The organism is Taibaiella koreensis, assembly GCF_003545715.1.
Classification (GTDB): Bacteria; Bacteroidota; Bacteroidia; order Chitinophagales; family Chitinophagaceae; genus Taibaiella; species Taibaiella koreensis.
This window is the reverse complement of sequence record NZ_QVNU01000001.1, coordinates 986,880-1,010,142: the sequence shown is the minus strand read 5'-3', so window position 1 is coordinate 1,010,142 and position 23,263 is coordinate 986,880. Positions and strand designations below refer to the sequence as shown.

The 23,263-nt window shown below is 49.9% G+C and carries 22 protein-coding genes; 6 read left to right on the top strand and 16 right to left on the bottom strand.

Translation table 11 applies throughout. The features are described from left to right. Window positions 1-785: 785 nt before the first annotated feature. Both DZK30_RS04480 and DZK30_RS04475 read left to right on the top strand, forming a co-directional pair. On the top strand, window positions 786-1,067 hold the full coding sequence (locus tag DZK30_RS04480; RefSeq protein ID WP_162902837.1) for a hypothetical protein: 282 nt from the start codon (window positions 786-788) through the stop codon (window positions 1,065-1,067). Window positions 1,068-2,900: 1,833 nt separating this feature from the next. Next, on the top strand, window positions 2,901-3,299 hold the full coding sequence (locus tag DZK30_RS04475) for a hypothetical protein (protein ID WP_118972869.1): 399 nt from the start codon (window positions 2,901-2,903) through the stop codon (window positions 3,297-3,299). On the opposite strand, the gene DZK30_RS04470 is transcribed toward DZK30_RS04475, so the two are convergent. The 5 genes from DZK30_RS04470 to DZK30_RS04450 form a co-directional block, all read right to left on the bottom strand. Further along, on the bottom strand, window positions 3,296-4,090 hold the full coding sequence (locus DZK30_RS04470) for a GNAT family N-acetyltransferase (RefSeq protein WP_118972868.1): 795 nt from the start codon (window positions 4,088-4,090) through the stop codon (window positions 3,296-3,298). The genes DZK30_RS04475 and DZK30_RS04470 overlap by 4 nt on opposite strands. 88 nt (window positions 4,091-4,178) lie before the next feature. Next, window positions 4,179-4,631 (bottom strand): DoxX family protein, encoded by a 453-nt coding sequence (locus tag DZK30_RS04465; protein ID WP_162902836.1) that lies wholly within the window; start codon window positions 4,629-4,631, stop codon window positions 4,179-4,181. A gap of 64 nt (window positions 4,632-4,695) precedes the next feature. Next, the gene (locus DZK30_RS04460) at window positions 4,696-5,277 is read right to left on the bottom strand and encodes a Crp/Fnr family transcriptional regulator (protein WP_118972866.1); all 582 of its coding nucleotides are present in this window, start codon (window positions 5,275-5,277) and stop codon (window positions 4,696-4,698) included. Between the two features lie 23 nt (window positions 5,278-5,300). Next, on the bottom strand, window positions 5,301-5,768 hold the full coding sequence (locus tag DZK30_RS04455) for a GNAT family N-acetyltransferase (protein WP_118972865.1): 468 nt from the start codon (window positions 5,766-5,768) through the stop codon (window positions 5,301-5,303). Between the two features lie 70 nt (window positions 5,769-5,838). Further along, window positions 5,839-6,129, bottom strand: a complete 291-nt coding sequence (locus DZK30_RS04450; protein WP_118972864.1) for a hypothetical protein — start codon at window positions 6,127-6,129, stop codon at window positions 5,839-5,841. Between the two features lie 98 nt (window positions 6,130-6,227). Here DZK30_RS04450 and DZK30_RS04445 point away from each other — a divergent pair, with 98 nt between their 5' ends. Beyond that, on the top strand, window positions 6,228-6,971 hold the full coding sequence (locus DZK30_RS04445) for an ATP-grasp domain-containing protein (protein WP_118972863.1): 744 nt from the start codon (window positions 6,228-6,230) through the stop codon (window positions 6,969-6,971). Window positions 6,972-7,060: 89 nt separating this feature from the next. Here the strand turns inward: DZK30_RS04445 and DZK30_RS04440 are convergent, their stop codons facing one another. The 8 genes from DZK30_RS04440 to rnhA all read right to left on the bottom strand — a co-directional run bounded on the left by DZK30_RS04440 (window position 7,061) and on the right by rnhA (window position 17,784). Next, window positions 7,061-8,635 carry a DHA2 family efflux MFS transporter permease subunit gene (locus tag DZK30_RS04440; RefSeq protein ID WP_118972862.1) on the bottom strand — a complete coding sequence of 525 codons (1,575 nt, stop codon included), beginning with the start codon at window positions 8,633-8,635 and terminating at the stop codon, window positions 7,061-7,063. A gap of 53 nt (window positions 8,636-8,688) precedes the next feature. After that, on the bottom strand, window positions 8,689-9,807 hold the full coding sequence (locus DZK30_RS04435; protein ID WP_118972861.1) for an HlyD family secretion protein: 1,119 nt from the start codon (window positions 9,805-9,807) through the stop codon (window positions 8,689-8,691). A 70-nt stretch (window positions 9,808-9,877) separates the two neighbouring features. Next, window positions 9,878-11,224, bottom strand: a complete 1,347-nt coding sequence (locus DZK30_RS04430; protein WP_118972860.1) for a TolC family protein — start codon at window positions 11,222-11,224, stop codon at window positions 9,878-9,880. Further along, the gene (locus DZK30_RS04425; RefSeq protein WP_118972859.1) at window positions 11,202-11,849 is read right to left on the bottom strand and encodes a TetR/AcrR family transcriptional regulator; all 648 of its coding nucleotides are present in this window, start codon (window positions 11,847-11,849) and stop codon (window positions 11,202-11,204) included. Before DZK30_RS04425 ends, DZK30_RS04430 begins: the two co-directional genes overlap by 23 nt. Window positions 11,850-12,200: 351 nt before the next feature. After that, window positions 12,201-13,076, bottom strand: a complete 876-nt coding sequence (locus tag DZK30_RS04420) for an SDR family oxidoreductase (RefSeq protein WP_118972858.1) — start codon at window positions 13,074-13,076, stop codon at window positions 12,201-12,203. A 98-nt stretch (window positions 13,077-13,174) separates the two neighbouring features. Beyond that, entirely contained in the window at window positions 13,175-14,212 is a 1,038-nt protein-coding gene (gene fbp / locus DZK30_RS04415; RefSeq protein WP_118972857.1) for a class 1 fructose-bisphosphatase, read from the bottom strand. 61 nt (window positions 14,213-14,273) lie between these two features. Further along, the gene (locus DZK30_RS04410; protein ID WP_162902835.1) at window positions 14,274-17,267 is read right to left on the bottom strand and encodes a M1 family metallopeptidase; all 2,994 of its coding nucleotides are present in this window, start codon (window positions 17,265-17,267) and stop codon (window positions 14,274-14,276) included. Window positions 17,268-17,319: 52 nt separating this feature from the next. After that, complete coding sequence (gene rnhA, locus DZK30_RS04405) at window positions 17,320-17,784, bottom strand: ribonuclease HI (RefSeq protein WP_240432851.1); 465 nt, start codon at window positions 17,782-17,784, stop codon at window positions 17,320-17,322. A 97-nt stretch (window positions 17,785-17,881) separates the two neighbouring features. On the opposite strand from rnhA, the gene DZK30_RS04400 reads away from it, so the two are divergent. Beyond that, entirely contained in the window at window positions 17,882-18,634 is a 753-nt protein-coding gene (locus DZK30_RS04400) for a menaquinone biosynthetic enzyme MqnA/MqnD family protein (protein WP_118972854.1), read from the top strand. Between the two features lie 96 nt (window positions 18,635-18,730). Further along, complete coding sequence (locus DZK30_RS04395) at window positions 18,731-18,937, top strand: hypothetical protein (RefSeq protein WP_118972853.1); 207 nt, start codon at window positions 18,731-18,733, stop codon at window positions 18,935-18,937. Between the two features lie 87 nt (window positions 18,938-19,024). On the opposite strand, the gene DZK30_RS04390 is transcribed toward DZK30_RS04395, so the two are convergent. The 3 genes from DZK30_RS04390 to DZK30_RS04380 form a co-directional block, all read right to left on the bottom strand. Further along, window positions 19,025-21,190, bottom strand: coding sequence for a S9 family peptidase (locus DZK30_RS04390; RefSeq protein WP_205529357.1), 2,166 nt, complete (start codon window positions 21,188-21,190; stop codon window positions 19,025-19,027). Between the two features lie 133 nt (window positions 21,191-21,323). Next, window positions 21,324-21,533 carry a hypothetical protein gene (locus tag DZK30_RS04385; RefSeq protein WP_118972851.1) on the bottom strand — a complete coding sequence of 70 codons (210 nt, stop codon included), beginning with the start codon at window positions 21,531-21,533 and terminating at the stop codon, window positions 21,324-21,326. An 86-nt stretch (window positions 21,534-21,619) separates the two neighbouring features. Beyond that, window positions 21,620-21,934, bottom strand: a complete 315-nt coding sequence (locus DZK30_RS04380) for an FtsB family cell division protein (RefSeq protein ID WP_118972850.1) — start codon at window positions 21,932-21,934, stop codon at window positions 21,620-21,622. A gap of 157 nt (window positions 21,935-22,091) precedes the next feature. Here DZK30_RS04380 and DZK30_RS04375 point away from each other — a divergent pair, with 157 nt between their 5' ends. Continuing rightward, complete coding sequence (locus tag DZK30_RS04375) at window positions 22,092-23,051, top strand: transketolase family protein (protein ID WP_118972849.1); 960 nt, start codon at window positions 22,092-22,094, stop codon at window positions 23,049-23,051. Window positions 23,052-23,263: the final 212 nt, after the last annotated feature.

Genomic DNA, 23,263 nt, shown 5'->3' with positions numbered 1-23,263 from the left:
CCAGATAAACCATAATTGCTCCCGGAGGAGCAAAACAAAACAAGTTTAAACACGCTATATACTTTCAGCCACCGTTCAGACCGCTGGCGCGTTCCGACCGGCTTGCCGGACAAGACGGGCCGTGAACGCTTCAATGACAACGATAGCTACGTAATTCCAATGTACGAAGTGCGACAACGGCACTGCGGCGGCCATCCTATGATCTTGTCACCATTAAAAAATTCCTGTCCCTAACCGTCCTTACCCCTTCAAGAACCGTAAAAAGAGGAGGCAAATCCGTATCAGGGACAGGAATGTATATTTCATTTCTTAGATCAGCTGAGCACGGCGACAACGATCACCTGTAACCGTAAGGGCTACAGACAGGTCAAAGCGGCTAATTTATCCGTTCGGAGATCTACATGGTAAATTCCGAAATAGGAATGTAAACTGCCAGCCAAACGATAAGGGCCAGGACCCCTATTGTTAACAGGGCGATCAACTGATTACTGTTAATAAATTCCTTATCCATATCCTGTGGTTTTTGCTTTTGCAAGCGGGTAACAGGTGATATTGCTTTCAGTATCACAAAGGTAAGAAGGAGATTGACAGGAAAATACAGGTAAAAAACAGTAACTTTTCCAGGTACATTTTAACAAAAATGAAACTTTTAAAAGACACTAAAGAGGGGGTACGAAAATGGGGGTTGCAGCTGCACACGCGGAAATGTACATTTGAAGCCTGTTTTGCCCACAAGAACAGCATGATAAAACCAATATCCAGGCCCTGTTTTGGTAATGCAGGTTATGCCCGGGAACGATAAAAAGAGCAATATGAAAGAGCAGGTGAGCCGTCTGCTGGAGCAGGCGATCAGCACGAGGCTGGCACAAGGACCCTTATTTCGTTTTGATGGCAGCAGTGAAGATACCCAGGAGCGTGTCGTATACTTCGACGATTTCATCCCTTCAACACTGGAAGCATTGGACGGTTTATACCAGCAAATTCTCAACGATCACGGGGATCTGTCCCTGGCCGATATTGACATGGAATTGCTCAGCATTACCCGGCAGCAATTGCAGCTGCCCTGAAGGTAAGAAATGGGGTTAAAAAAGGAAAGCCAGCCCAAGAATGAGCCAGCCCCTATAAACCCTATCACCATGAAAGCACAAAGATAATGAATAGTCGTTCACCAATTGTATAAAGAATGCTAATATCCGCATTGGGACCAGCATAATTTATCCAATTCGTCTTCTTATTTCCAACTTTATCGGAAGTAGCCCGGGAAAAATTGATTGGGCCAACCTTTGAATCCAACGATGCATAGGGTTAAGCAATATTCCAGAGAAGAACGATTTGATTTGTTCTAAATGACTATCCGGATATAGAAAACAGGACACAATTTGTTCCTAAATAACAACAGCCCAAAACGTAATCCCGGTTACACTTGATCCCCCTCTTTTAGGATCAAGCGAAATATCTGGGGGATGATAAAAAAGTAAATGGCTATCCGGATAAAGGAAACAAACTTTTGTACATCTACAAATACTAGTCAGCACGCTTTGCCTTACCTGTATTTTTATTGGGTGTCAATATCTTTTTCTTTTTTGCTCCGCCAAAAAAGAAAGAAAAAAGGCGGCAAAAAAACAATGCTCCGCTGTTTTTTTGTGGCCAGCGCACCCGGGCTTGAAAACAGATAGCAACTTTAATGCAGCATTGCCGGACATAGGATCATAGATCAACGTTTAATCATTAACCAAAAGGATCTTTTTTCATTGATCCTGTTTTGGCTGGTTTCCTATATAGCACTATCTGGTATTCAGGAAGGAGTATTGTCCATAGCTGCCCCACGCCAGACGGCCACGCGTCTTTGGCAGTTTGGCTTCGCCTGGCATCCATAACGATGACTCGCAATACCCACACACCTAAAAATTGTTTGATTAAGTCTTGACGCTACCGTCTATCTCACTCTTTAGCGCTAAGCTTTCACAAGATCATCATGACACATCTCCCCCCAACTTTTCCGCTTGATCCCTTTTCCGCTTGGTCCCTCTTTTACCCATTCCGCTTGATTCCAACGTTTTTTTAAGACGAGGCATGATACAAAAGAAATAGGGTTATCCTTCCCCGGATAACCCTTCCTTTTTCTGGTGATAGTACTGATTCGGAATCAGTCAGTACATTATGTTGCGCCCGGAGGCCGTTGGTATCGATTCCGGATTTTAATCATTTTGAAAAATGTTAAAATCCGGCTGTTGCAATATTACCCGCACTTAAAATAATACTGCATAAAATCTACTAACTCAATAAACAATACGTATTTGGATCAAATACATTACGAATGTAAAAAGGATGTTCCAATTTAATGTACAAAATTTAACAAACGGTAGTATTTAGTTTATAAGTGGTTATTTTCAGGTAATAAGCGTGAATATTTACGGGTTTTCGCCAAGCGTAAAGAGAGGGGATAATAAACAATACGCTCATCATAATTCATAATTATTAAAAATTCAACAAATTATAAATAAACGCAAATAGAAAGCGACAAAACCCTAAACGTCAGGATATAGAGATACCCGATGGTTGCAGGGATCTTCTTAAGCCTCATTTTATGGTCGCCTTTAACTTCTGTGAGCAATTCAGGTCTGGTTCCGGCGCGGGTATGTGCGCTTTGTTACCTGCACCGCGAATTTACTTAGCTCACGGGATGCCCGGACTGCCTTCCCATGTAGCCGCTCCGCAGGTAGAATAGAACCGGCAAAATCGGCACACAGCAGCGGTCTCTTCATAAACTAATGGTGTTGGTATATTGCAAGAACAGGAACCACAGGGAAAGTTGCGGCTAAAGCCCTAAAAAGCCAGGATGGCGCAAACGCAACATTATGTGGATATAAGGGTTATTATAACACACAAACGACCTGTATATGACGTCCCAGGTACCCTGCGAAATCTTTTACACTATAGCCGGCGAAGCTTTTGACATCAGCGAACGGCATGCGGATCATATCGCGCACACAACGGCTGTGCTCCACATCTATACCCGGGACAAGGGAGATATTGCCGCTACTGTGCCGGAAAATACGGTCAGGGGTGTGGCCACGGAGCTCTCTATCCCCATCCCGATCAAAAAAGGACGTTTTTTCAATAGTGAAACGTATTGCCTGTTCCTTAACGACAAGCAAGAAGTATTGACCATCGATGGCCAGTATCTCTTCCCGGTACTGCTGATGCGCGACTCCAGCGATTATGAGCGGCTGCACATTAAATTCGGCCAGCAATATTATCCCGGGAAGCACCAGTGGCAGCCTGTGGCGCCAGTTTAGCCCAATGCGCCACCGGTCACGTTAAAGATCATGCGGGGTTGCCAGGGCACTGCGGGCCCAAGGCGCATGCGTCGTGAGCGTCGCTGCTCCTTAAATCCCCATTCTTCCAGTGCCGCCAGTGCGACCGTATTCTCTTCAGGCAACATGGCATGGGCTTTGCTGCCCAATCGCATCTGCAACAGCGTCAATCCCGCGGTAACATTTTCCACCACCACGAGACCACGATAAAGGGTAGGGAAAAATACTCCGCTTACCTTATCGCCATCCCGGTAAATATAAGCTTGCTCCAGGTATGGCTCCAGAATAGCTTCCCTGTTTTCGCCGGTCGCCCTGCGATCGAGTTGTAATACTTCTATGCGATAAGCCGGCTCATAGGGAACGATTGCAGATGTCGTATGCTCCGGCAATAAGGAACCTGAAAAATGAACATGGCGGGAAATGGTCTCAAAACCCAGGCTGCGGTACACGGGATAGCCCATATCGGTAGCATCCAGCAGTATGGTCGGGAAACGTCGGCGGTCGACCTGCTCCAGCAGGGCCGAAGTGATCGCCTTCCCCACCCCGCGATTGCGAAAGGAAGGATGTACCACGATCTGCGCCAGCCAGGCCGTACCGGCATTACAGATCACATTGCCTACGCCGGCGATCTCGCCGTCCAGCAGCGCTTTTAGCGGGAAGCAAAAGGGTGCCTGCAGGTTAAAGGTAAAATGCGGGACCAGGTTATCCCAGCCTTCGGGTGTTAAGTTCGCCACTTGGTCGAGGTCTTCCGGCTGCAACGGAACAATAAGCATATTGAGGTTTTAGCAGGTATACAACGCTCCTATAGCCCCAAACATTGTGTTACACCATTGACACAATTGTCTTAACCTTCCCCTTCCGTCATTTACGGATCGAAAACCAGTACACCCAGGCCATCAGCAATACCTGCATGGGGATGCGGAACCAAAGATAGGCGGGTCCCGGGCCTTCATGGTTGGCCTTTTCAAAATCAATATGCCTGAGGGCTGCATGGATATTGCCGGGCAACAGCAACACAAACAAGAGTAGCAAGGCTATACCGGCCGGCGTACGCGTTGCCGGAAACAGCAGCCCCAGACCCAGCAATACTTCGGTAATACCGCTCCAGAAAACGATCTCTTTCCCGAACGGGATTGGATCCGGGATCATCATCGCCATACCTTCGGCAAATTTGTAATGACCTACAGCTGTAAGGCAGAGCATAAGGAACATTGCCAGGTTACCGCCGAAAACGAAGTTCCAGCTACCGGAGGCCAGGCGGGAAATACCCACTGTCAGCGCAAAGGCTATGATCAATACAGACAAAACTTTCATGAGCTCGGGCTTTTGATTATCGTACAAAATTCGGCACGGCAGCCGGCGCAGAAAATGATCTATGTTAGCTTTTCCTGTATTGCTTACGGATACGGCTCAGGCTTTCGGGCTGCACGCCCAGGTAAGAAGACAGGTGCTTTACCGAAATATTGGCGACAAGCGCCGGATCTTTGGCCATCAGGGCCGTGTAGCGCTCTTCGGCGGTAAGCGAGCGCAACGCCATTTCTTTACGGAGTCGTTTCACATATTGTTCTTCGGCGATCAGGCGCCCAATACGCTCACCATACCTGGACCGCTCGTAGAAATGCTGCAACGTATTGCGTGAGATCACCCATGCTTCTACCTCTTCGAGTACACTGATAAAGACGGTGCTGGGCTCGCGTGTGATGAGGGAATAATAAGCGGTAACGAAATCGCCTGCAAACTGAAAATCGACCGTGAACTCCTTTCCATCGCGGATAAAGTAATGACGTGTGGCGCCGCTGTTCAGAAAATAGATGTGGTTTTCGACCTGGCCTTCTTCTGTAAGACTGACGCCTTTGGCATAGCGCTTCAGGGTCATTTGCGCAGCAAAAGCCTCCCATTCTTCTTCCGGCAGGGCTTGCAGGCGATCGATGGCTGCCTTGATCTGTTGCCGTGGATCCATATAGCCGACGGTTATAACGGGGATTAAAGTGCTTTGGTGAAAACGACACGATGCATGCCAGGGCCAGAATAGTCTTGTACGACGGGTATTCCCGCTCCCATATCTTCTCCCTTCATCTGCATCCCGATGACACCGGTATGGAAACGGATCGAGGCTGGGTTATCGGTTGTAGTAATGGCTTTAAGCACCCCGTATCCTTTTTCCTTAGCCACTCCGATAAAATGCCGGTAGAGCTGCCGGCCCAGTCCCTGACGTTTATACCCTTCCCTTACGGCAACCAGGTGTGCATAAGCCAGGTCCTCTGTCTGGGAAAAAAAACCGAAAAGATAGGCGGCCACTATATCGCCGTCGCGGATCACGAAAGCCGTACTGCCAAATTCATAGATCAGCATAGGATGGTGGAGGTACAGGGTACGGTCGCTGCCCCAGAAGGCGACGATCGCCGACCTGATCTGGTCAAAGTCTGCTTTGGTGCAAAGGCTCACATCCATAAGAAAGCGCTTAAAACAGAAGCGGCAGGATGAGATCCTGCCGTATTCCTTATCGGATTATCTTATTCAATTAACGATCAAAATATTTCTGCAGCAGTTCGCCGGCATAGCCATTCACTTTCTGGAGATAACGGAAAGTATCGAGGTCAATAACACCCTTGATCCACTGTTCTTCACCCTCAAATTCTTTTTCTACCTTCACCTCGATCTGGTTGTAGCTTTCGGGTGCGCCTGAAAAATACTCCTGTACAAACTCCCGCAGGTTTTCTGCCTCCAGGTTTTCTCCGCGATAGGGAGCCACGCCGCTTTTCACTTTCCGGTTGTTGTAGTGGACGCTAAAGGAAAAAGTACAATATTTCATCTATGTTATTTTTGGAGCAAAAGTAATTGTTTATTTTTCGCTTTGCTATCATTTTCAACTATTATCAACAAAATAATATAAATCTAAGATAAAAAAAAATGCGTCTTTATCTGGAAAAATCACCCCGCAACGGTGAACCGGCACAGCTGAATTTTATCATTGCCGCGGAGGCCTTTCGTCATTTTGGCTTTCACCTGATCGAAACAGAAACAGCGTCGGCTATTCCCCTTGACGACCGGGATTGTGTGGCCGTAGGTTCAATACAATATATGCAGGATGCCTTAGAGCATCTGGGCCTTTCTCTGCCGGCTGATATCAGCTATCCCGCCAGCCTGCGACATTACCTGGGCCGGTCGCTCAGCAGTTCCACCATTGACGAGATCAGCAACGATCCCGGGCAATGGCCCGTTTTTGTCAAGCCCAGGAATGAACGAAAAAAATTTACCGGAAGGGTTATCCGCAGCTTCAGCGACCTGAGGGGCGGCGGCGACCAAGAGAACAATACACCGGTCTGGGTTTCGGGGCCCGTGGTCTTCCTCAGGGAATGGCGGGTATTTGTGCGGTATGGCCGCATACTCGACATACGGCCGTACAAGGGTAGCTATCGTTTTCACTACGACCCAACGGTGATCGAGAATGCCGTCCGGGATTTTGTTGATGCACCGGCAGCTTATGCCATGGATTTCGGCGTCACAGATCAGGGACGCACATTGCTGGTCGAGGTTAACGAAGGTTTCAGCATCGGCGCCTACGGCCTCTTCTATACCGACTATGCCAGATTGCTGGCGACACGTTGGGCTCAGCTTACCGGCTACGAGGACCTTTGTGCTTTTGATCGTTAAGATCGTCCCTCCCGGCAAAAAGAAGAGGAGCCGCTCCACTTACGGAACAGCCCCTCTTCTTCTTCTGAAAAATCTTTTGCCCGCAGGCGTTAATGCATCGCCTCAGACATGCTCACCTTCTGCTTGCTGCTCCGGATCATTAAGATAAAGGGTACGCATACCAGGAACATGAGGCCGATATACAGGAACACATCCATATAGGTCAACACCGAAGCCTGGCGCATCACCGATCCTTCCATCATCCTGTAAGCTGCGGCAGAAGCTGCATTGGCCGGCATACCTGCTGCCATGAACTTATTCACCATGCCGTTATACTGCTGGGCAAAGGAAACATTGTCGGGCGAAATATTCTTAAGCATATCGCTACGGTGCGTGGCGTTACCGATGGTCATGAAAGTAGTAATGAGCGCAATACCGAAGGAACCTCCCAGCTGCCGCATCATACCGGTAAAGGCCGCGCCCTGCCCTATCTGCTGCCCTTTAAGCGTGGACAGCGACATGGTCGACACGGGAATGAACAGCATACTCATGGCCAGACCACGCATCATCAGCATCCAGAAGAAGGCATTGCCCGAAGTATCGGGTGTCAATATCTTATAGCCCCAGAAACTGTATACGAAGAAAAGGAACATACCCATAGCCGCCAGGTATTGTGGTTTCACTCCTTTTTGGATCAGCATACCAATAATGGGCATCATAAAGGCGGTCATCAACGCTGCCGGGATCATGATCATGCCCGCCTGCTGGGCATTCCATCCCAGGGAGTTCTGCAGGTACAGCGGCACCACGAAGGTAGACCCGTACAAACCGAAGCCCATGATAAAGGACAGTATGGTACCAATACGGAGATTCCCGTTCTTCAATACCCGTAGCTCCACAATGGGATTCTTGTAAGTAAGCTCGCGCCATATGAAGAAATAGAAGCCCAGGCATGCCACTATAGACAGCGCCAGTATCTCATGGTTATTGAACCAGTCATCTTCCTGCCCTCGTTCCAACACGTATTGTAGTGAGCCTACAGCTGCTGCCAGGAAAACAATACCCCACCAGTCGATCTCCTTCGATGATTTCTTCTCGGCATACTTGGGACTGCGTACATACTGCAGGGTAAGCATGAAAGCCGCGATACCGAGCGGAATGTTGATGTAAAAGATATAAGGCCAGCTGTAGTTTTCCACGATATAGCCTCCCAGGGGTGGGCCCAGTGTGGGGCCAATGATCACGCCCAGGCCATAGATCGCCTGCGACATGCCCCGTTTTTCAGGAGGCCAGCTTTCGGTAATGATCGTTTGCGAGGTCACCAGCAGGGCGCCGCCGCCTACCCCTTGCAGGAAACGGAACAAGATGAGCTCCCACATGGTAGAGGCATTACCGCAAAGGAAGGAGCATATGGTGAACAGCATGATGGACGCCGCAAAGTAATTGCGCCGGCCAAACTGCTGCGACAACCAGCTGGTCATCGGCACAATGATCACATTACCGATGGCATAGGCAGTAATTACCCAACCGATCTCGCTCAAGGTCGCTCCCAGGTTGCCCTTCATATTGTTGAGGGCCACATTGACAATAGTCGTATCCACGATCTCCAGCAGCGCACACATAATGGCGGTGACGGTGACGATGGCTCTCCTGCTGCCGTATTCTACTAAAGATTCCTGTTGCATAATGGTTTAAAATTGTTGAGTTGCCGGCTTCAGGGCCGGCAGGATAGCCGCACCTATTTGGAATCCAGGTGCACGTCTACGTATACGTTCATACCGGCGCGCAACAGCTTCAGCTTATCATCTTTGGGATTGGTAAATTCGATCTTCACCGGTACACGCTGCACCACCTTTACAAAGTTGCCACTCGCGTTGTCGGGCGGAAGCAAAGAGAATTTGGCGCCTGTGGCCGGGCTGAAGGAAGTGATCTTGCCTTCATATTCATGGTCGGGGAAGGCATCTACCTTAACCGATACCTTCTGTCCCAGCCGCATTTTGGTAAGCTGTGTTTCCTTAAAGTTGGCCACTACCCAGCGGGCGTCGCCCGGTACGATATTGAACAATGCCTGGCCGGCCTGGAGCAATTGTCCCGGCTGGAGGTTAACACGCGATACCTGGCCATCTACTGCGGCAACGATCACCGTATAATTGAGGTTCAACACAGCAGCCTGCAGCTCGGCATCTCTCTGCTTAATAGTAGCGTTGGCTACGGACACCTGGCCTGAAGTAACATTGCGCTGCTGGGTTATGGCTGCAGTTTGCCTGCTGGCGCCTTGCTTCTGCGCTTTCAGCACATCGAGCTGACGCTCGGCGGTTTGCTTGGCAGCAAGGGCCTGCTCATATTGCTGCTGGGTAATGCTGTGGTCCTTGATCAGGTTCTCGTAGCGGGCAAAGTCCTGGTTGGCACGCCAAACGTTTACTTTTGCCGCTTCGATCTGGGCATCTACCGTGTTGATGTTGGACTCAGCTGAAAAAATATTGGCCGAGGCCACGGGAACGCCGGCTCCTGCTACAGAAGCGCTGCTTTGTGCCGCTGCCAGGGAAGCTTCAGCTTCCGATACCTTAACGGCGTAGTCGCGGTCGTCCAGTACGACCAGGGTATCGCCTTTTTTCACCAGCTGGTTATCGTTTACCCTGATCTCTTTAATGTATCCCGAAACACGGGGAATAACGGGGCTGATCAGCGATTCTACCTGGGCATCATCCGTTTCTTCATGTTTTTGTGCATGCATGTATTTGATCACGCCGTAAGTGCCACCTACGACCACCAGTACGCCAAATACGATGGCGAAACGTTTGCTCTTTGGTTTTTTTGCTTCCTCAGCGGCCTGAGGTTGTGCCTGATTATTTTCCATTGTTGCTTATTAGAATGTGCTGTTGAATGTGATTTGTATTCTGCTTTGGCGCAGCTAAGCGCCGTAGTTGTTATTTTTTTACGTTGGTTTCGCGGGCTACCCCTGCTGTTTCATAAAGTTTGTTGATGGCCACTTCAGCGTCGGCGCGCGCATATTCGTAATTAATATCGGCCTGCAGCTGGGCTACGTCGGCATCGAGCAGATCGGTAGTGTTGACCAGCGCGTTATCATATTTATTCTTGGTAATGCGGTAATTCTCTTTCGCCTGTTCCACTGCTTTGCGATATACTTCTATCTTTTTTACGCTCTCCAGATAGTTTTGATAAGCCTGATGGATCTGCATGCGGATACCATCATTCAGCTCCAGAGCCGACCAGTGCAATTGTTGCTCCTGGGCCTTAGCCTGCTTTACCTTGGCGCCGTTCTTATAAAGCGAAGCGATATTATAGCTGAGCCCTACCCCTACATTTAAAGCATTGGTTACGGTAAGAAAGTTAGGAATATTCGCTGCTACATAGCCTCCGGACAAAGCCAGGGAAGGATAATATTCCCCCTTGGCAGCTTTGATCCCCGATTGGGAAGCCAGCTGCCGTTGCTGTACGGCCTGGTAATCGGAGCGGCTGGAAAGCGCCTTATCTTCCCAGGCCTGCAGACTTTCGATCTTATAGGTCCTGCCCAGGCCACTTGCGTCCAGCTTTAGCTCGGTTTGCTCATCGAGCCCCAGCATGAGGTCCATATTGAAGTTGGCGATATCGCTGTTGTGCTCGGCGTCGACCAGGGCCAGCTCTACGTTGGATTCCTGCAACTGCGCTTTAAGCAGATCGTTACGGGCCATCAGTCCGTTCTGTTCCAGACTGCTGAAGTCCTTTACCCTTTGCTGCGCCTGCTTCAGGTTTTCCTGTACCAGTCCCAGAGCGGCCTGTGCTTTATACAGATTGTAGTAAGCGGCTATAGTGTTCTGGATCACCTCGTCCTTATCTTGCTGTGCATCCAGCTCGGCCGCTCTCTTCAGGTATTTGGCCGATTCGATGCCATTGCGGATACGCAGACCTGAGAACAAAGGTACCGATGCTGTGGCCATACCGTAAGCCACCTGGTCCACCTTGATCTCCGAGGAAGAGCCACTGCCTTCGCCGCTGCCTCCCAGCTTCACCTTCATGTCCACGTTGGGTTGATTGACCCGCAGATAGGAACCGGAAACTTTAAGATCGGGATACTGGCGCAGCTTTGCCTCGCTTAGCTCGGCGGCAGCCTGGTCGATTTTGGCTTGCGATACTTTTAGGTTTTTGCTGTTGTCGAGACCCAACTGTATCGCTTCATCCAGCGACAGTTGCCGGGTTTGCTGGGCCTGCAGGTTATTGGCTGAAAGCAACAGGGCCAGCATTAGTCCCATCTTACTTTTTGTTCGATATTCCATAAGTTAAAAATGCTTTGAACATGACTTTTATATGCGAACGGAGCTTCTCCGTAGATTCAGCGTCAAAATCGCTATCCTTTCCCGGCTTGGTATGACGCTCCTGGCATATGAATTTATAATTAGAGAAAAAATGATTGACTGTTCCGATAAGCGTAACGGCCAGCATATTGACATCAATATGCTTTTGAAAGAGACCGGCTTTCTGTCCCGCCTTCACCGCTACTTCGATCAGATTGCGGTTCTGGGTTTTCATATCCTTAATGAGCGTATATAAAGGTCCCTCTTTCATTAATACCTGTTCCCGCATCATCAGCTGGTGAAAACTATGGTTTTCAATAATCACTGTCACATAAGTATCAATCAGCAGATCGACTTTCTCCAACGGATCATGCGTTTTGGAGTGGATGATCGATTCAATTTTCTTACGCATATTTCCGGTATGGTTTCTGAAAATAGCCTCCAGCAGCTTTTCCTTCGACCCGAAATAATAGGAGATCATCGCTACATTCACTTCCGCTCTTTGTGCAATATCACGTACCGAGGCAGAATCAAATCCCTTCTCTGCAAACACTTCCAGCGCCTTATCCATGATCTGGAGCTGCTTGTCGTTCAATTCAGTTTCCATCGCGGTTATTTTTATTCGTTGACATAAACAACCACAAAATTAAACAAACGTTTGAATTAAACAAACGTTTAATTAATTTTTTAAAGAAAAATTATTGCCATAGCACATAGACAAAACCTATCGGATAGGCTCAAATGAGGGCAAGACGCCAGTTTTCACCGGCATTCCGGCTATTGGCACAGGAGCGCCGGAAGGTGGGTACCGGCAAAAAAGCAAGATAGTCAAAGTGAGCCCTTAGCATAGGTGTGGCCCGAAAGATAATGCCACGGGATACGGGCAATACGTATAACCGGAGACATGCGATGTGTACTCCGGCAAATAGAAAGGCCGGGAGCAAAAAGCGGCAATTCATTATCCGTTCACTTGCGACCGGACATAGGTATCGACAGTACCGAAAAGAAAGCCGGGGTATTCTCTTGCAAACTTCATTTTCACGAAACCACCGAGAAGTGGTCTGGCGGCAGGTTGATTCAACTCTTCAGTGCTTACAGGGATCAGGTCGTATTCCGCCCCGGGAAAATAGCTGAGCACCCGGAGTGCCAGCTCAATCCTGTTCATATAATCACTGCCGCCGATATGGTAAATACCCTCTTTGCCATCTTGCAACAGCAGGTACATGGCCCGGGCAATATCCCAGGCATTGACCGGACTGGCAAACTGGTCGTAGGGCAATTTGAGCGTCAGCTTTTTACCGTCGCGGCATTGCTCTATAATACGGGCTACAAAGTTCTTATGGCGAAGCTCGTTGCCATACACATTGGTGACCCGGAGCACTAAGGTATGTGCCAGCTCTTTTAAGGAAAGGCGCTCTGCCTCCAGCTTATGCTTTGCGTAGACGCTTAAGGGGTTAACCGCTGCCTCTTCCCGGTAAGGGCCATCGACACCGTCGAATACGTAATCGGTGGAGATAAAGACAAAACGGGCCTTACATTTGCGGGCCAGTGCCATCAGGTTGATGGTGCTCTGTACCGTCTTTTCGTAGCTTTCTTCCGGATGGGCTTCACAATAGTCCACATGCGTGAGCGCGCCGCAATGTACGATCACATCGGGCTGAAACGTTTCCACATCAAAATTTTCGGGATGGGCTGGCTCCTGAGTATTGTAAAATACCGTACCGGGAGTGGCAAAGGACAGGTGCGAGCCGATTACGTTCCAGCCCATTTCTTTAAAATGCTTCAGACAATTGCCACCTACAAGACCCGAGGCGCCGGAAATAAATACTTTCATTGTGATTGAAGTGAAAAAGAAAGCTTCCCATACGGTGCCGCAGCAAACATCAACCGTGGGAAGCTTTCGAAATAAATTATCGTTCCAAAATAATATGCCTAGGGCGCTACTGCTGCTTCCTCCGTTCCGGCGGTAACAAATTCGAGCGCTTTGTGCACCATCAGCTTTGACCCAATAAAGATGGGCACGCGCTGATGCAGCTCGGAGGGTTGTATATCGAGTACCCGTTGCTTGCCGTCGGAGCTTACACCGCCAGCCGCTTCGATGATAAAGGACATGGGGTTGCATTCATACTGAAGGCGGAGCTTTCCGTTGAGATTTTTCTTATCGCCGGGATAGATAAAGATGCCACCTTTAATGAGCGTACGATGCAGATCGGCCACCATAGAGCCGATATAGCGGTGCGCATAAGGCCGTCCTTCTTCCTTATTAATTTCCATGCAATAGTCGAGGAAAGCCAGCATGCCTTTATCATACTGCCGGCTATTGCCCTGGTTGAGCGAATAGATCTTTCCTTTTTCGGCGCAAACCATATCGGGATGCGAAAGGCAGAACTCACCGATGGAAGGCTCCAGGGTAAACCCGTTCACACCCAGGCGGGTAGCATACACCAGCATAGTGCTGCTGCCATAGATCACGTAGCCGGCGGCCATCAGCTTATTGCCGGGCTGCAGGAAGTCTTCTTTGGTACAGGGCTTTCCCAACGGGGATACGCGGCGATAAATCGAGAATATAGTACCGATGGAGGCGTTGACATCGATATTGGAAGAGCCGTCGAGCGGGTCGAACAGCACCACGTATTTGGAATTTACAGAATAAGCATCGTCGAAAGCGATAAAATCGTCATTCTCCTCCGAAGCGATACCGGCACAGTCGTTACTGTTGCGCAGCACATTGATCAGCATTTCGTCGGAATAAATATCCAGCTTCATTTGCTCCTCACCCTGAACATTGGTAGCCCCGAATTTGCCGATGATGTCGACCAGGCCGGCTTTATTTACCTGCTTGTTGATCAGCTTGCATGCCAATGAAATATCGCGAAGCAGTGCGGAGAGCTCCCCTGTCGCTTTGGGGAAAGCACGGGTCTGCTGGATGGTAAATTCGTCAAGTGTAATCAGCTTACGGGATGTTGCCATTTTTTATGTACTTAAATGAATATTTTGCGGCACAAAGATACGTAACCTCGGGCACAGATGGCTACATTTTCAATATTTTACCCGGCAGTTTCATCCAGTCAACATTGCCCAGGTTGAGGCTGAAAGTAATGGTTTTCAGGAACCGGTTTTCGGGATATACCGACTTGGTATAATCGGTAAAATCGCGGCTCATCACCAGGGGTATGTAGATAGAGAACAGGTCGCCGCCGGATATCTCGATCCCTGCTACGTATAGCACCGTGGCGCCGCTGGGATTCATCTGGCGGGCATTGGAAAAGGTGGACACATCGGCAAACAGGCGTATAGGCAGGTTAAAGAAAGGCAGATCGCTTTTAATATTGAGCGATACGAGCCAGTCGTCGCTCAGCCCCAGCTGCAAGGCATACTGCAGCGTATTGACCTTAAAACCTCCTTCTTTCATACTTACCTGCTGCGACCAGGTACCGGTAGCTTCGCTGCGCCCGCCATAGGTCTCATCATACAGGTAGTCGTTCCAGCCGCTGTAGGTATTGGCGATCCGGTACCGGTAAGCATCGGTACCGGAGCTGGTAAGATCCCAGAATTTGCCGGCATAGCCGCGGATATACAAAGCCTTATTCTTTTTGAAGTAATCGATCTTCAGGTTCGCCTCCAGGCTCAGCTTGGCAAAAGATTTGCCGACCTGCCCTTCCAACTGGTAGCTGAAGGGATTGAAGGTGCGCTGGTTCTCGTGGCGATAACGCAGGCGGGCATAAAAATTGTCCTCATAGCCGCCTTTGGAGGGATAATAAAGGCTGTCGGAAGGGTTCATATTGAAAGCAAACTGCTCTTCCCTGATCCAATAACCTTTCAGGGAGATGCTACGCGTTACCGTGCTGCGCCATTCGGGTTTGCGGAGGTTGAAGATGATCTCCGGCGCTACCTTGACATAACGGCTGTGGAGGAAATCGGGAATATTGGTATTGGTCTTATCGTAGCTAAAGGTCTTTCCTTCGAGGTTCAGCTGGATATCGTGCAGCCAGCCCTTGTCGAAGTAAGCCGTGTATCCTATGATGCCGGTACCGGCAAAGGTACCGCTGCTAAAGCCGTACAAAGGCGCCAGGATGAACTGGAACTTATGCTGGGGCACGGTAATATTGTGCAGCAACAATCCTGCCATAAAGCCATCGTAGTAATTATAGCCTATAGCGGGCGCATACCATATTTTATTTTGCGGTGTCGTGTTGAAGCCCAGGAAGGGACGCAAAGCCAGCGGCGACCGGTCTTCATTGTTACGATAATTGTAGTCGGGTATGGCATCTGCGATCTTTACCCGGCTGTAAGTGCCCGGTGTGGCATAAGGTATGTGCTTTGTGCCGGTAAAAGGCGCCACCCATTGTACGGTCGAGTCCTGCCCCTGGTAAGCCACAAAGGCTGCCGGTGCATTTAAGCCGGTCTTGTTTTTCAGCGTTACGCCTTCTTTACCGGCTTTCAGGGCAAAGTCGACAGGGCGGCTGCTGTGCATAGCCTCATTGAAGAACCAATCGAGATTTTGGGTCGTATTCCGGCGGAAGATCTGTTCAAAATCAGCGGGCTGAGGATGCTTGTACTGCCAGGCGGTGAAGTATTCCTGCATCGCGGTCCTGAAAGTATCGGGCCCCATATAGGCTTCCAACCAGCCCAACAATCCGGCTGACTTGACATAAATATCGGCGAGATAATTCATTTCGGGCATTACTGCGGCGGCAGTATCGGCGGGTACCAGGTCGTGCGTTGCCGACAGCATGGAATAGACCACCTGGTTCTCATCTTTACCGCCCATCAGCCTTTTCAGGGAAGATACCGAGGGTGCGAATTTATGCTCGTAAAAGCTGTTGATGCCTTCGTCCATCCAGGGATAGGCTCTTTCGTTGCTGCCAAGCATACCATAGAACCAGTTATGTCCTACTTCGTGCACTACGGCCGTATGCACCTCTTCCTCATTATTCGATGCAGCGATAACGGTGATCGTAGGATATTCCATACCCCCTCCTGCGCTCAACGCACCTTCTACTGCCTTCACCGTCTTGTAGGGATAGGGACCTACGGCAGTGCTGTAGCCCCCGATCGCATCGCGGATCCACTGCATGCTTTTGCTCCACCCGGCTTCATGCCGTGGCAGGTAGCATGCATAGGCAGTAACGCTGTTCCCCGTTCCGGGAACGGCTATCGTATCTTTCCGCACCAGCCATCGTTTATCGGCAAACCAGGCAAAGTCGTGAATATTCTCCTCCTCGAAGGTTACGGTCTTCATGGCCGTCGACGAAGGTATATTGACCGTATCTCTAAGCAAGGCGCTCTTGCGGCTTTCCTTTTCTGTATAGCGGGCAGGCATGCGGGACAGGCTATCCAGCCATGCCCGCTCTGTTGCTTCAAGAATGTTTCCCGTGCCCATGATCACATAGTTCTCCGGCAAGGTCACCTCCACATGATAAGCCCCGTACTCGCTGTAGAACTCGCCCTGGTCGAGATAGGGCATCTGGTGCCAGCCACGGGCATCGTATACCGCCGGCTTTGGGAACCATTGCGATACCTGGTAAGATTGCCCCTCGTGCCCCATGCGGGAAAACGTAAGCGGAAGCTTTACCCGGAAAGGCGTTTCAATGGTCACCTGCCCTCCCGGCGCCAGCGGCTCCGGCAGCACCAGGCGTATCACATCGGGATCTGCCGTGGTTACTACGCCTGCCAGCCGGCCCATTTCGCCGGAAAACACGGAAAACTTAAGGCTGTCTATATAGCCGCGGTCCTTTTCAGCGCTAAAATAATGCTTCGTATTCCTGTTCTCGACTGCCTGCCGTTCAAATGCCGTCCGGTCGCTGCTATAGGCATTGGGAAAAAGATGCATATAGATATAGCGCAGTGTATCGGGCGAATTGTTGGCATAGCGCATGCTGATATGGCCATGCAGCATATGCTCCTTGTCGTCGAGGGTAACCGCGATATGGTTATCGACGCGCTGCTGCCAATAAGGCTGCTGCGCCGATACTATGCAGGACAGGGAAAGCAACAAAGCCGTTCCAATTCTTTTCAGGTTCAAGGTGATCTGTTTTAGCAACCTGCCGGGGCAGGCCATTATGATTAGGGAAAGCCTATTGGGCGTAATACTCCATTTCGTATACTTCGTCGGTAAGCAGGTTGCCGCCGTCGGCAGCCCGTGTAGCCAGCACATCGCAACGGTTGTTCATCACATTGCTGGCATGTCCTTTCACCCAGTTCATCTTGATCCGGTGCTTCCTGTAGAGCTTCAGGAACCGCTGCCACAGGTCTACATTCTTTTTCCCCGCAAATCCTTTCTTCTCCCAGCCGAAAACCCAGCCTTTCTCAATAGAATTGACCACATACTCGGAGTCGGTGAAGATCTGGATATCAAGACTTTCGCGGGTAAGCGCCTCCAGGGCTTTGATCACACCCAGCAATTCCATGCGGTTGTTGGTCGTGAGCTTATAGCCGGCGGAAAGCTCTTTTTCTTTACCGCCCCATTGCAATATGGCGCCGTAGCCTCCCCTGCCGGGATTGCCGCGCGATGCGCCGTCGGTATAAATAATAAGTGACAAATGTGGAATTTAAATATCTTCAATAGCGGGAAAGCAATAACAGCAAAGCCTTGCCCGGGGATACATTTCGATTACCTTTGCAGTCAAAATTACAATCTTGGACCGCAAAATAAAAGTTTCTGCCGTAAGTTACCTCAATACCAAACCATTACTTTACGGAATATCGCACCATGCTGTGATGCAGGATATCGATCTTGTGCTGGAATACCCCTCCCTTATTGCACAGCACCTGCGCGACGGATCGGTCGACATGGGCCTGGTGCCGGTGGCCGCGATACCGACTATTCCCGGCGCCAGCATCGTATCGGACTATGGGATCGGCGCAGAGGGCAATGTCGCTTCGGTATGCCTGTTCAGTAAGGTACCGCTGGAAGACATTGAAAGGGTTTACCTGGACTACCAGAGCCGTACTTCGGTACGACTGGCTCAGGTGCTGCTCAAGCATTACTGGAAAAAAGACGTCGTTCTCCTGCAGGCTCCCGAACATTATATCGAGCTGATCGATGGCCGCGATGCCGGGGTCATCATCGGCGACCGGGCGCTGGCCCAGCTGCCGCATTTCCCCTATATCTACGATCTTGCCGAACATTGGCAACAATTTACAGGCCTTCCCTTCATCTTTGCCGCCTGGGTGGCCAACAAGGAACTGCCGGAGGCCTTCCTGCAACAGTTCAACGAGGCCAACGCCCTGGGTCTGCGGCACCTGGACGAGGTAATAGCAGAAAACCCCTACCCTGTTTACGACCTGAACACTTATTATAAAGAGAATATCCGCTACTTTCTTGATGAAGAAAAAAGGAAAGGGCTGGCGCTGTTCCTGGAATACATTAAGGAGCCGACCATTATCTGATGCCCGGTCGATTTGCTAAGCAATTGCTATTAACACAAGCTTAGTCAATTTGTATTTGCGTCCTCCCCTATCTTTAGGACTCAAAACATACATAAAATGAAAAAAGTAATGATCGCAGCTTTGGCCCTGACTATGTTCGGCGGCGCTGCTTTTGCTCAAAAATCAACTACCAAAACCAAGCAGGAAACCAAACAAGAGCAGCCTAAGACTGACGAAGCCAAGCCTGCCAAAGCCGAAAAGAAAAAAGTTCATAAAATGAAGAAAGCGGACAAGGCTGAGACCACCGCTCCCGTAGCAAAGTAATACGTGCTGCAGCAAAAATGTTCAGGCCGCCCTTCCGGGCGGCCTGATTTATGTTTAGTTGCCTCTGGCAACCGCTTGCAAGTCTTGTTACAGGCTTCTCAGCAGAAACTCGGTCATACGGCGATACAGCTGCAGCCGGGTAACACCGCCATAGATCCCATGATTCTTATTGGGATAATATTCCGATTCAAATTGTTTGTTGGCTTTGACCAGCTCATCCGTCAGAATGACTGCATTCTGAAAATGCACATTGTCATCGGCGGTACCGTGGATCATCAGGAAATTACCCTTCAGTTTCGCCGCCATTTTTTCCGGGGCATTTTCATCGTAACCTTTGGCATTTTCGGCCGGTGTACGCATATAACGCTCGGTATAAATATTATCGTAAAAACGCCAGTTGGTCACCGGGGCTACTGCCACGGCGGTCTTAAACACGTCGGCACCCTTCATAATACAGGTGGCGCTCATAAAGCCGCCAAAGCTCCAGCCCCATATGCCTATCCTGGCCGGGTCTACATAGCCCTGAGCCGCCATATACTTACCCACAGCGATCTGATCGTCGCTTTCATACCTACCCAGTTGCAGGTAGGTCTTTTTCTTGAATTGCTCGCCACGCCCACCGGTACCCATCCCATCGGCACAAACGATAATGTAACCTTTCTGCGCCATCATCTGGTGCCAGAAATAATTGCCCAGCGGGAATTTATCGGCCACTTCCTGCGAACCCGGGCCACTGTACTGGTATAGTAATACGGGATATTTTCGGGAGGGGTCAAATCCCGGTGGTTTGATCATCCAGGCATTCAGTTGCTCGCCTTTGCCATTGGGGATCTGCAGTGCGGTTATTGTACTGAAGGCATAGTCCTCCATCTTCTTCTTCAATGCCTGGTTATCTTCCAGCACACGGATCAGCTTCCCTTCCCGGTCGATAAGGCTGTATACCGGTACCTCATTCATGCGGGAATGCTTATCGAGAAAGTATTCGAAACCTGTGCAGGGCGTGATCTCGTGCGTACCTTCGGCGGGTGTAAGGCATTTTGCCGTTCCTCCCTTCCAGTCGACCTGGTAGAGCTTACGTTCCATGGGACTGCTTACACCTGCAGTGTAATACACACATTGGCGTTGCTCATCTACGCCCTGCAGGACATCCACATCCCAGCCACCCGGCGTAAGCGGCGTAAGCTTCTTCCCGGCCCAGTCCCATTTGTATAGCTGATTGAAGCCCCCTTGCTCAGAGGTCATGATAAAAGAATGGCCATCGGGGAGAAAAGTAAGGTTATCATTGATCTCGATATAGCCGGCATTTTCTTCGGTATAGATTGTTTCCGCCTTACCGCTACCGGCATCGGTAAGCAGTAATTCCAGCTTGTTCTGCAGACGGTTCATACGATAAACGCAAAGCTGGTCCTTTGTGCGGCTCCAGCGGATTCGCGGAATATACTGATCGGTCTCGGGCCCGGTCTGCGCCTGTACGGTATTGCCTCGGGCCACATCGTAAATATGGATGGTCACTATGGAGTTACGCTCACCAGCCTTGGGATACTTATAAGTATAAAGCCGGGGATAGTTGTCGCTCTCGTAATAAGGAATGGTATATTCCTTTACCCCACTTTCATCAAAACGGTAATAGGCCAGGCGATTGCCATCGGGCGACCATTCAAAGGCTTTTGAAAATTCAAATTCCTCTTCGTATACCCAGTCGCAGTTGCCGTTAATGATGCTGTTGCGTTTACCGTCGGTAGTTACCCGGGTCTCTGCGCCCGAGGAGAGGTCCTTAATATAGAGGTCGTTTTCCCTTACATAGGCCACCCTGGTTCCCTGAGGGTTGAACGTGGCATGCAGCACGGGTTCGGGGGACAAGGGCTGCACTTGTCCCGATGCCAGATCGTATACGCTTACCTTATACCGGGTCGAACGACGGTATACCGGCTGCGGACTGGCAAACAGGAGTATCTTCTGTTCGTCATTGGAAAAAGCATAATCGATGATGGTGTCGGCGTTGCCGCCGGAAAACAAAGTCTTTGTTTTTTTGCCGTTGGCGATATCGTATAAATTGATCTGCTGCCGGCGCCCTTCCTGGTCGAGCCTGGTATAGCGACGACCATCATTGAGGGTATTGAAGCCCGGTACATTCTTCACCATGAAGGTGCCGTTTTGCCAGATGTCCTCCAGCGTGATTTGCCGGTCGCCCCTGGCCCAAAGCAATGCCGGCGCAGCACATAGGAGCAATGCTGCCAGACGCAGCTTCTGCATAAAAGAGAATTGATTCATAGACGCGTTGGAAAATGTCGCGCTAATGTACGGCACAAAAGCAGCATATTCCTCCCCCCGGATAAGGGAATTTGTCCTGCGGGGGGTATGTGCGTTAAGGAACAGGCAGCCCTGTCTAGTGCTGCTCGGCCACAGATTGTTGTGCGATCATTTGTAGTAAATGCGCTACTGCCTCGGGGCGGGGCATCATCTTTTGCTGTTGTAATACAGCCAGTTCAGCACTGAATTCTTCTTCCATGTGGGTTTGTTGAAGGCTATGGTGCGGATCGGGCAGGGATAGGGCAGATAAGTTAGAAGGTAAAGAAACGTGTAGTTTTTTTTCCATTTGGGCATAAATTTAAAGGTAAAACGAAGCCGGAGACCCTTTTAGTATATCCGGATCAAATTTTGCCGCGTTCCGGGATGGAACGCTTACTTTTTCACCGGTGCTTTTCCCGAATCGGGGACAATGAGGTAAACGTCCTCACCATCCCGCTTTTCATGGTACTTTTCCCGGGCATATTGCTCCAGCCTGGCATTACTTCCGTTCAGATCGTTAAGCTCCTTTTCCATGCGGACCACCTCTCCATTAAGGTGATCGATCTTCTCCTGCGTTTGCCGCAGCTCTGTTTCCCTTTCATGCTGGGTGAACCAGTCGTTCTGATCGAAAAACAGCATCAGCAGCAGAAAAAGCACTGCTGTAATGGTATATTTATTGGCAAGAATCTTCAGCGCGCGTTTCAACATTGCAGATTGGGGGTTACCTCTTCCTGCAAAGTTGGAAAAAATATATCAGAAAAAGTCCGCGACTTTTCCCCAGCGCGCGTAAAATGCATTACCAGAACAGGATAAATAGTTTTACTTTTGCGGCACATTTTTCATACCTAACAATTTTTACGCTCACATGTTGCAGGATTTTACCGCACAAAACGAAAAAGAAACCCGCGCGGGCTTTGGTGAAGGCATTCACGAAGTGGCCCAAAAGAACCCTGAAGTCGTAGCGCTTACCGCCGACCTCGCCGGCTCCCTTAAGCTCAACGCATTTATCAAGGATTTCCCCGAACGTTTTATACAGGTAGGCATCGCTGAAGCCAATATGATAGGCATAGCCGCGGGCCTCACCATAGGCGGTAAGATCCCTTATACGACTACCTTTGCCAACTTTTCGACATCAAGGGTATACGACCAGATCCGTCAGTCGGTGGCCTACAGTGGCAAGAACGTTAAGATATGTGCTTCTCATGCCGGGCTTACCCTGGGCGAAGACGGCGCCACCCACCAGGTGCTGGAAGACATAGGGATGATGAAGATGCTGCCGGGCATGACGGTAATCGTACCCTGCGATTTTAACCAGACCAAGGCTGCGACCATGGCTATCGCCGATTACCAGGGACCTGTGTACCTGCGCTTTGGCCGGGTAAAATGGGCCAACTTCACCAAGGCCGACGGCAGCGACTTCGTGATCGGCAAAGCCCAGGTGATGAATGAAGGTAAAGACGTTTCCATTATCGCTTGTGGCCATATGGTATGGACCGCCCTGGAAGCTGCCCGCGCCCTGGAAGCGAAAGGCATCTCCTGCGATGTGATCAATATGCATACCATTAAGCCCCTGGATGAAGAGGCGATCGTCGCTTCGCTGAAAAAGACCGGCTGCGTGGTGACCGCGGAAGAACATCAGATCAACGGCGGCCTGGGCGACAGCGTTGCCAATGTGGCTTCCCGCCACTGCCCCGTACCGCATGAATATGTAGCCGTACAAGATACCTTCGGAGAAAGCGGCAAGCCTGCCGACCTGCTGAAAAAATATGGCCTGACCACGGAACATATTATTGCCGCGGCAGAAAGAGCGATCCAACGCAAATAAATAAATCCATTCCGGAAATTTTTCTTTAGCAATACACGGGTTTTACTGCCCGTGTATTGTTTTTTTTGCGCCTATTATCTTAATTTAGCCATCAACCAGATACCAATATATGAATTACAGATTTGAACCTCTGTAATTGTCCTGTAAACCCATCTCTAATGGCCCCTTCGAACCCCAGCTCATCCATTGCATCGTCTGCACAAACGATATAC

Bases quoted from the DNA above. Each gene is read 5' to 3' on its own strand.
- DZK30_RS04480 (WP_162902837.1), top strand. From the start codon at position 786: ATGCCCGGGAACGATAAAAAGAGCAATATGAAAGAGCAGGTGAGCCGT.
- DZK30_RS04475 (WP_118972869.1), top strand. From the start codon at position 2,901: ATGACGTCCCAGGTACCCTGCGAAATCTTTTACACTATAGCCGGCGAA.
- DZK30_RS04470 (WP_118972868.1), bottom strand. From the start codon at position 4,090: ATGCTTATTGTTCCGTTGCAGCCGGAAGACCTCGACCAAGTGGCGAAC.
- DZK30_RS04465 (WP_162902836.1), bottom strand. From the start codon at position 4,631: ATGAAAGTTTTGTCTGTATTGATCATAGCCTTTGCGCTGACAGTGGGT.
- DZK30_RS04460 (WP_118972866.1), bottom strand. From the start codon at position 5,277: ATGGATCCACGGCAACAGATCAAGGCAGCCATCGATCGCCTGCAAGCC.
- DZK30_RS04455 (WP_118972865.1), bottom strand. From the start codon at position 5,768: ATGGATGTGAGCCTTTGCACCAAAGCAGACTTTGACCAGATCAGGTCG.
- DZK30_RS04450 (WP_118972864.1), bottom strand. From the start codon at position 6,129: ATGAAATATTGTACTTTTTCCTTTAGCGTCCACTACAACAACCGGAAA.
- DZK30_RS04445 (WP_118972863.1), top strand. From the start codon at position 6,228: ATGCGTCTTTATCTGGAAAAATCACCCCGCAACGGTGAACCGGCACAG.
- DZK30_RS04440 (WP_118972862.1), bottom strand. From the start codon at position 8,635: ATGCAACAGGAATCTTTAGTAGAATACGGCAGCAGGAGAGCCATCGTC.
- DZK30_RS04435 (WP_118972861.1), bottom strand. From the start codon at position 9,807: ATGGAAAATAATCAGGCACAACCTCAGGCCGCTGAGGAAGCAAAAAAA.
- DZK30_RS04430 (WP_118972860.1), bottom strand. From the start codon at position 11,224: ATGGAATATCGAACAAAAAGTAAGATGGGACTAATGCTGGCCCTGTTG.
- DZK30_RS04425 (WP_118972859.1), bottom strand. From the start codon at position 11,849: ATGGAAACTGAATTGAACGACAAGCAGCTCCAGATCATGGATAAGGCG.
- DZK30_RS04420 (WP_118972858.1), bottom strand. From the start codon at position 13,076: ATGAAAGTATTTATTTCCGGCGCCTCGGGTCTTGTAGGTGGCAATTGT.
- fbp (WP_118972857.1), bottom strand. From the start codon at position 14,212: ATGGCAACATCCCGTAAGCTGATTACACTTGACGAATTTACCATCCAG.
- DZK30_RS04395 (WP_118972853.1), top strand. From the start codon at position 18,731: ATGAAAAAAGTAATGATCGCAGCTTTGGCCCTGACTATGTTCGGCGGC.
- DZK30_RS04390 (WP_205529357.1), bottom strand. From the start codon at position 21,190: ATGCAGAAGCTGCGTCTGGCAGCATTGCTCCTATGTGCTGCGCCGGCA.
- DZK30_RS04385 (WP_118972851.1), bottom strand. From the start codon at position 21,533: ATGGAAAAAAAACTACACGTTTCTTTACCTTCTAACTTATCTGCCCTA.
- DZK30_RS04380 (WP_118972850.1), bottom strand. From the start codon at position 21,934: ATGTTGAAACGCGCGCTGAAGATTCTTGCCAATAAATATACCATTACA.
- DZK30_RS04375 (WP_118972849.1), top strand. From the start codon at position 22,092: ATGTTGCAGGATTTTACCGCACAAAACGAAAAAGAAACCCGCGCGGGC.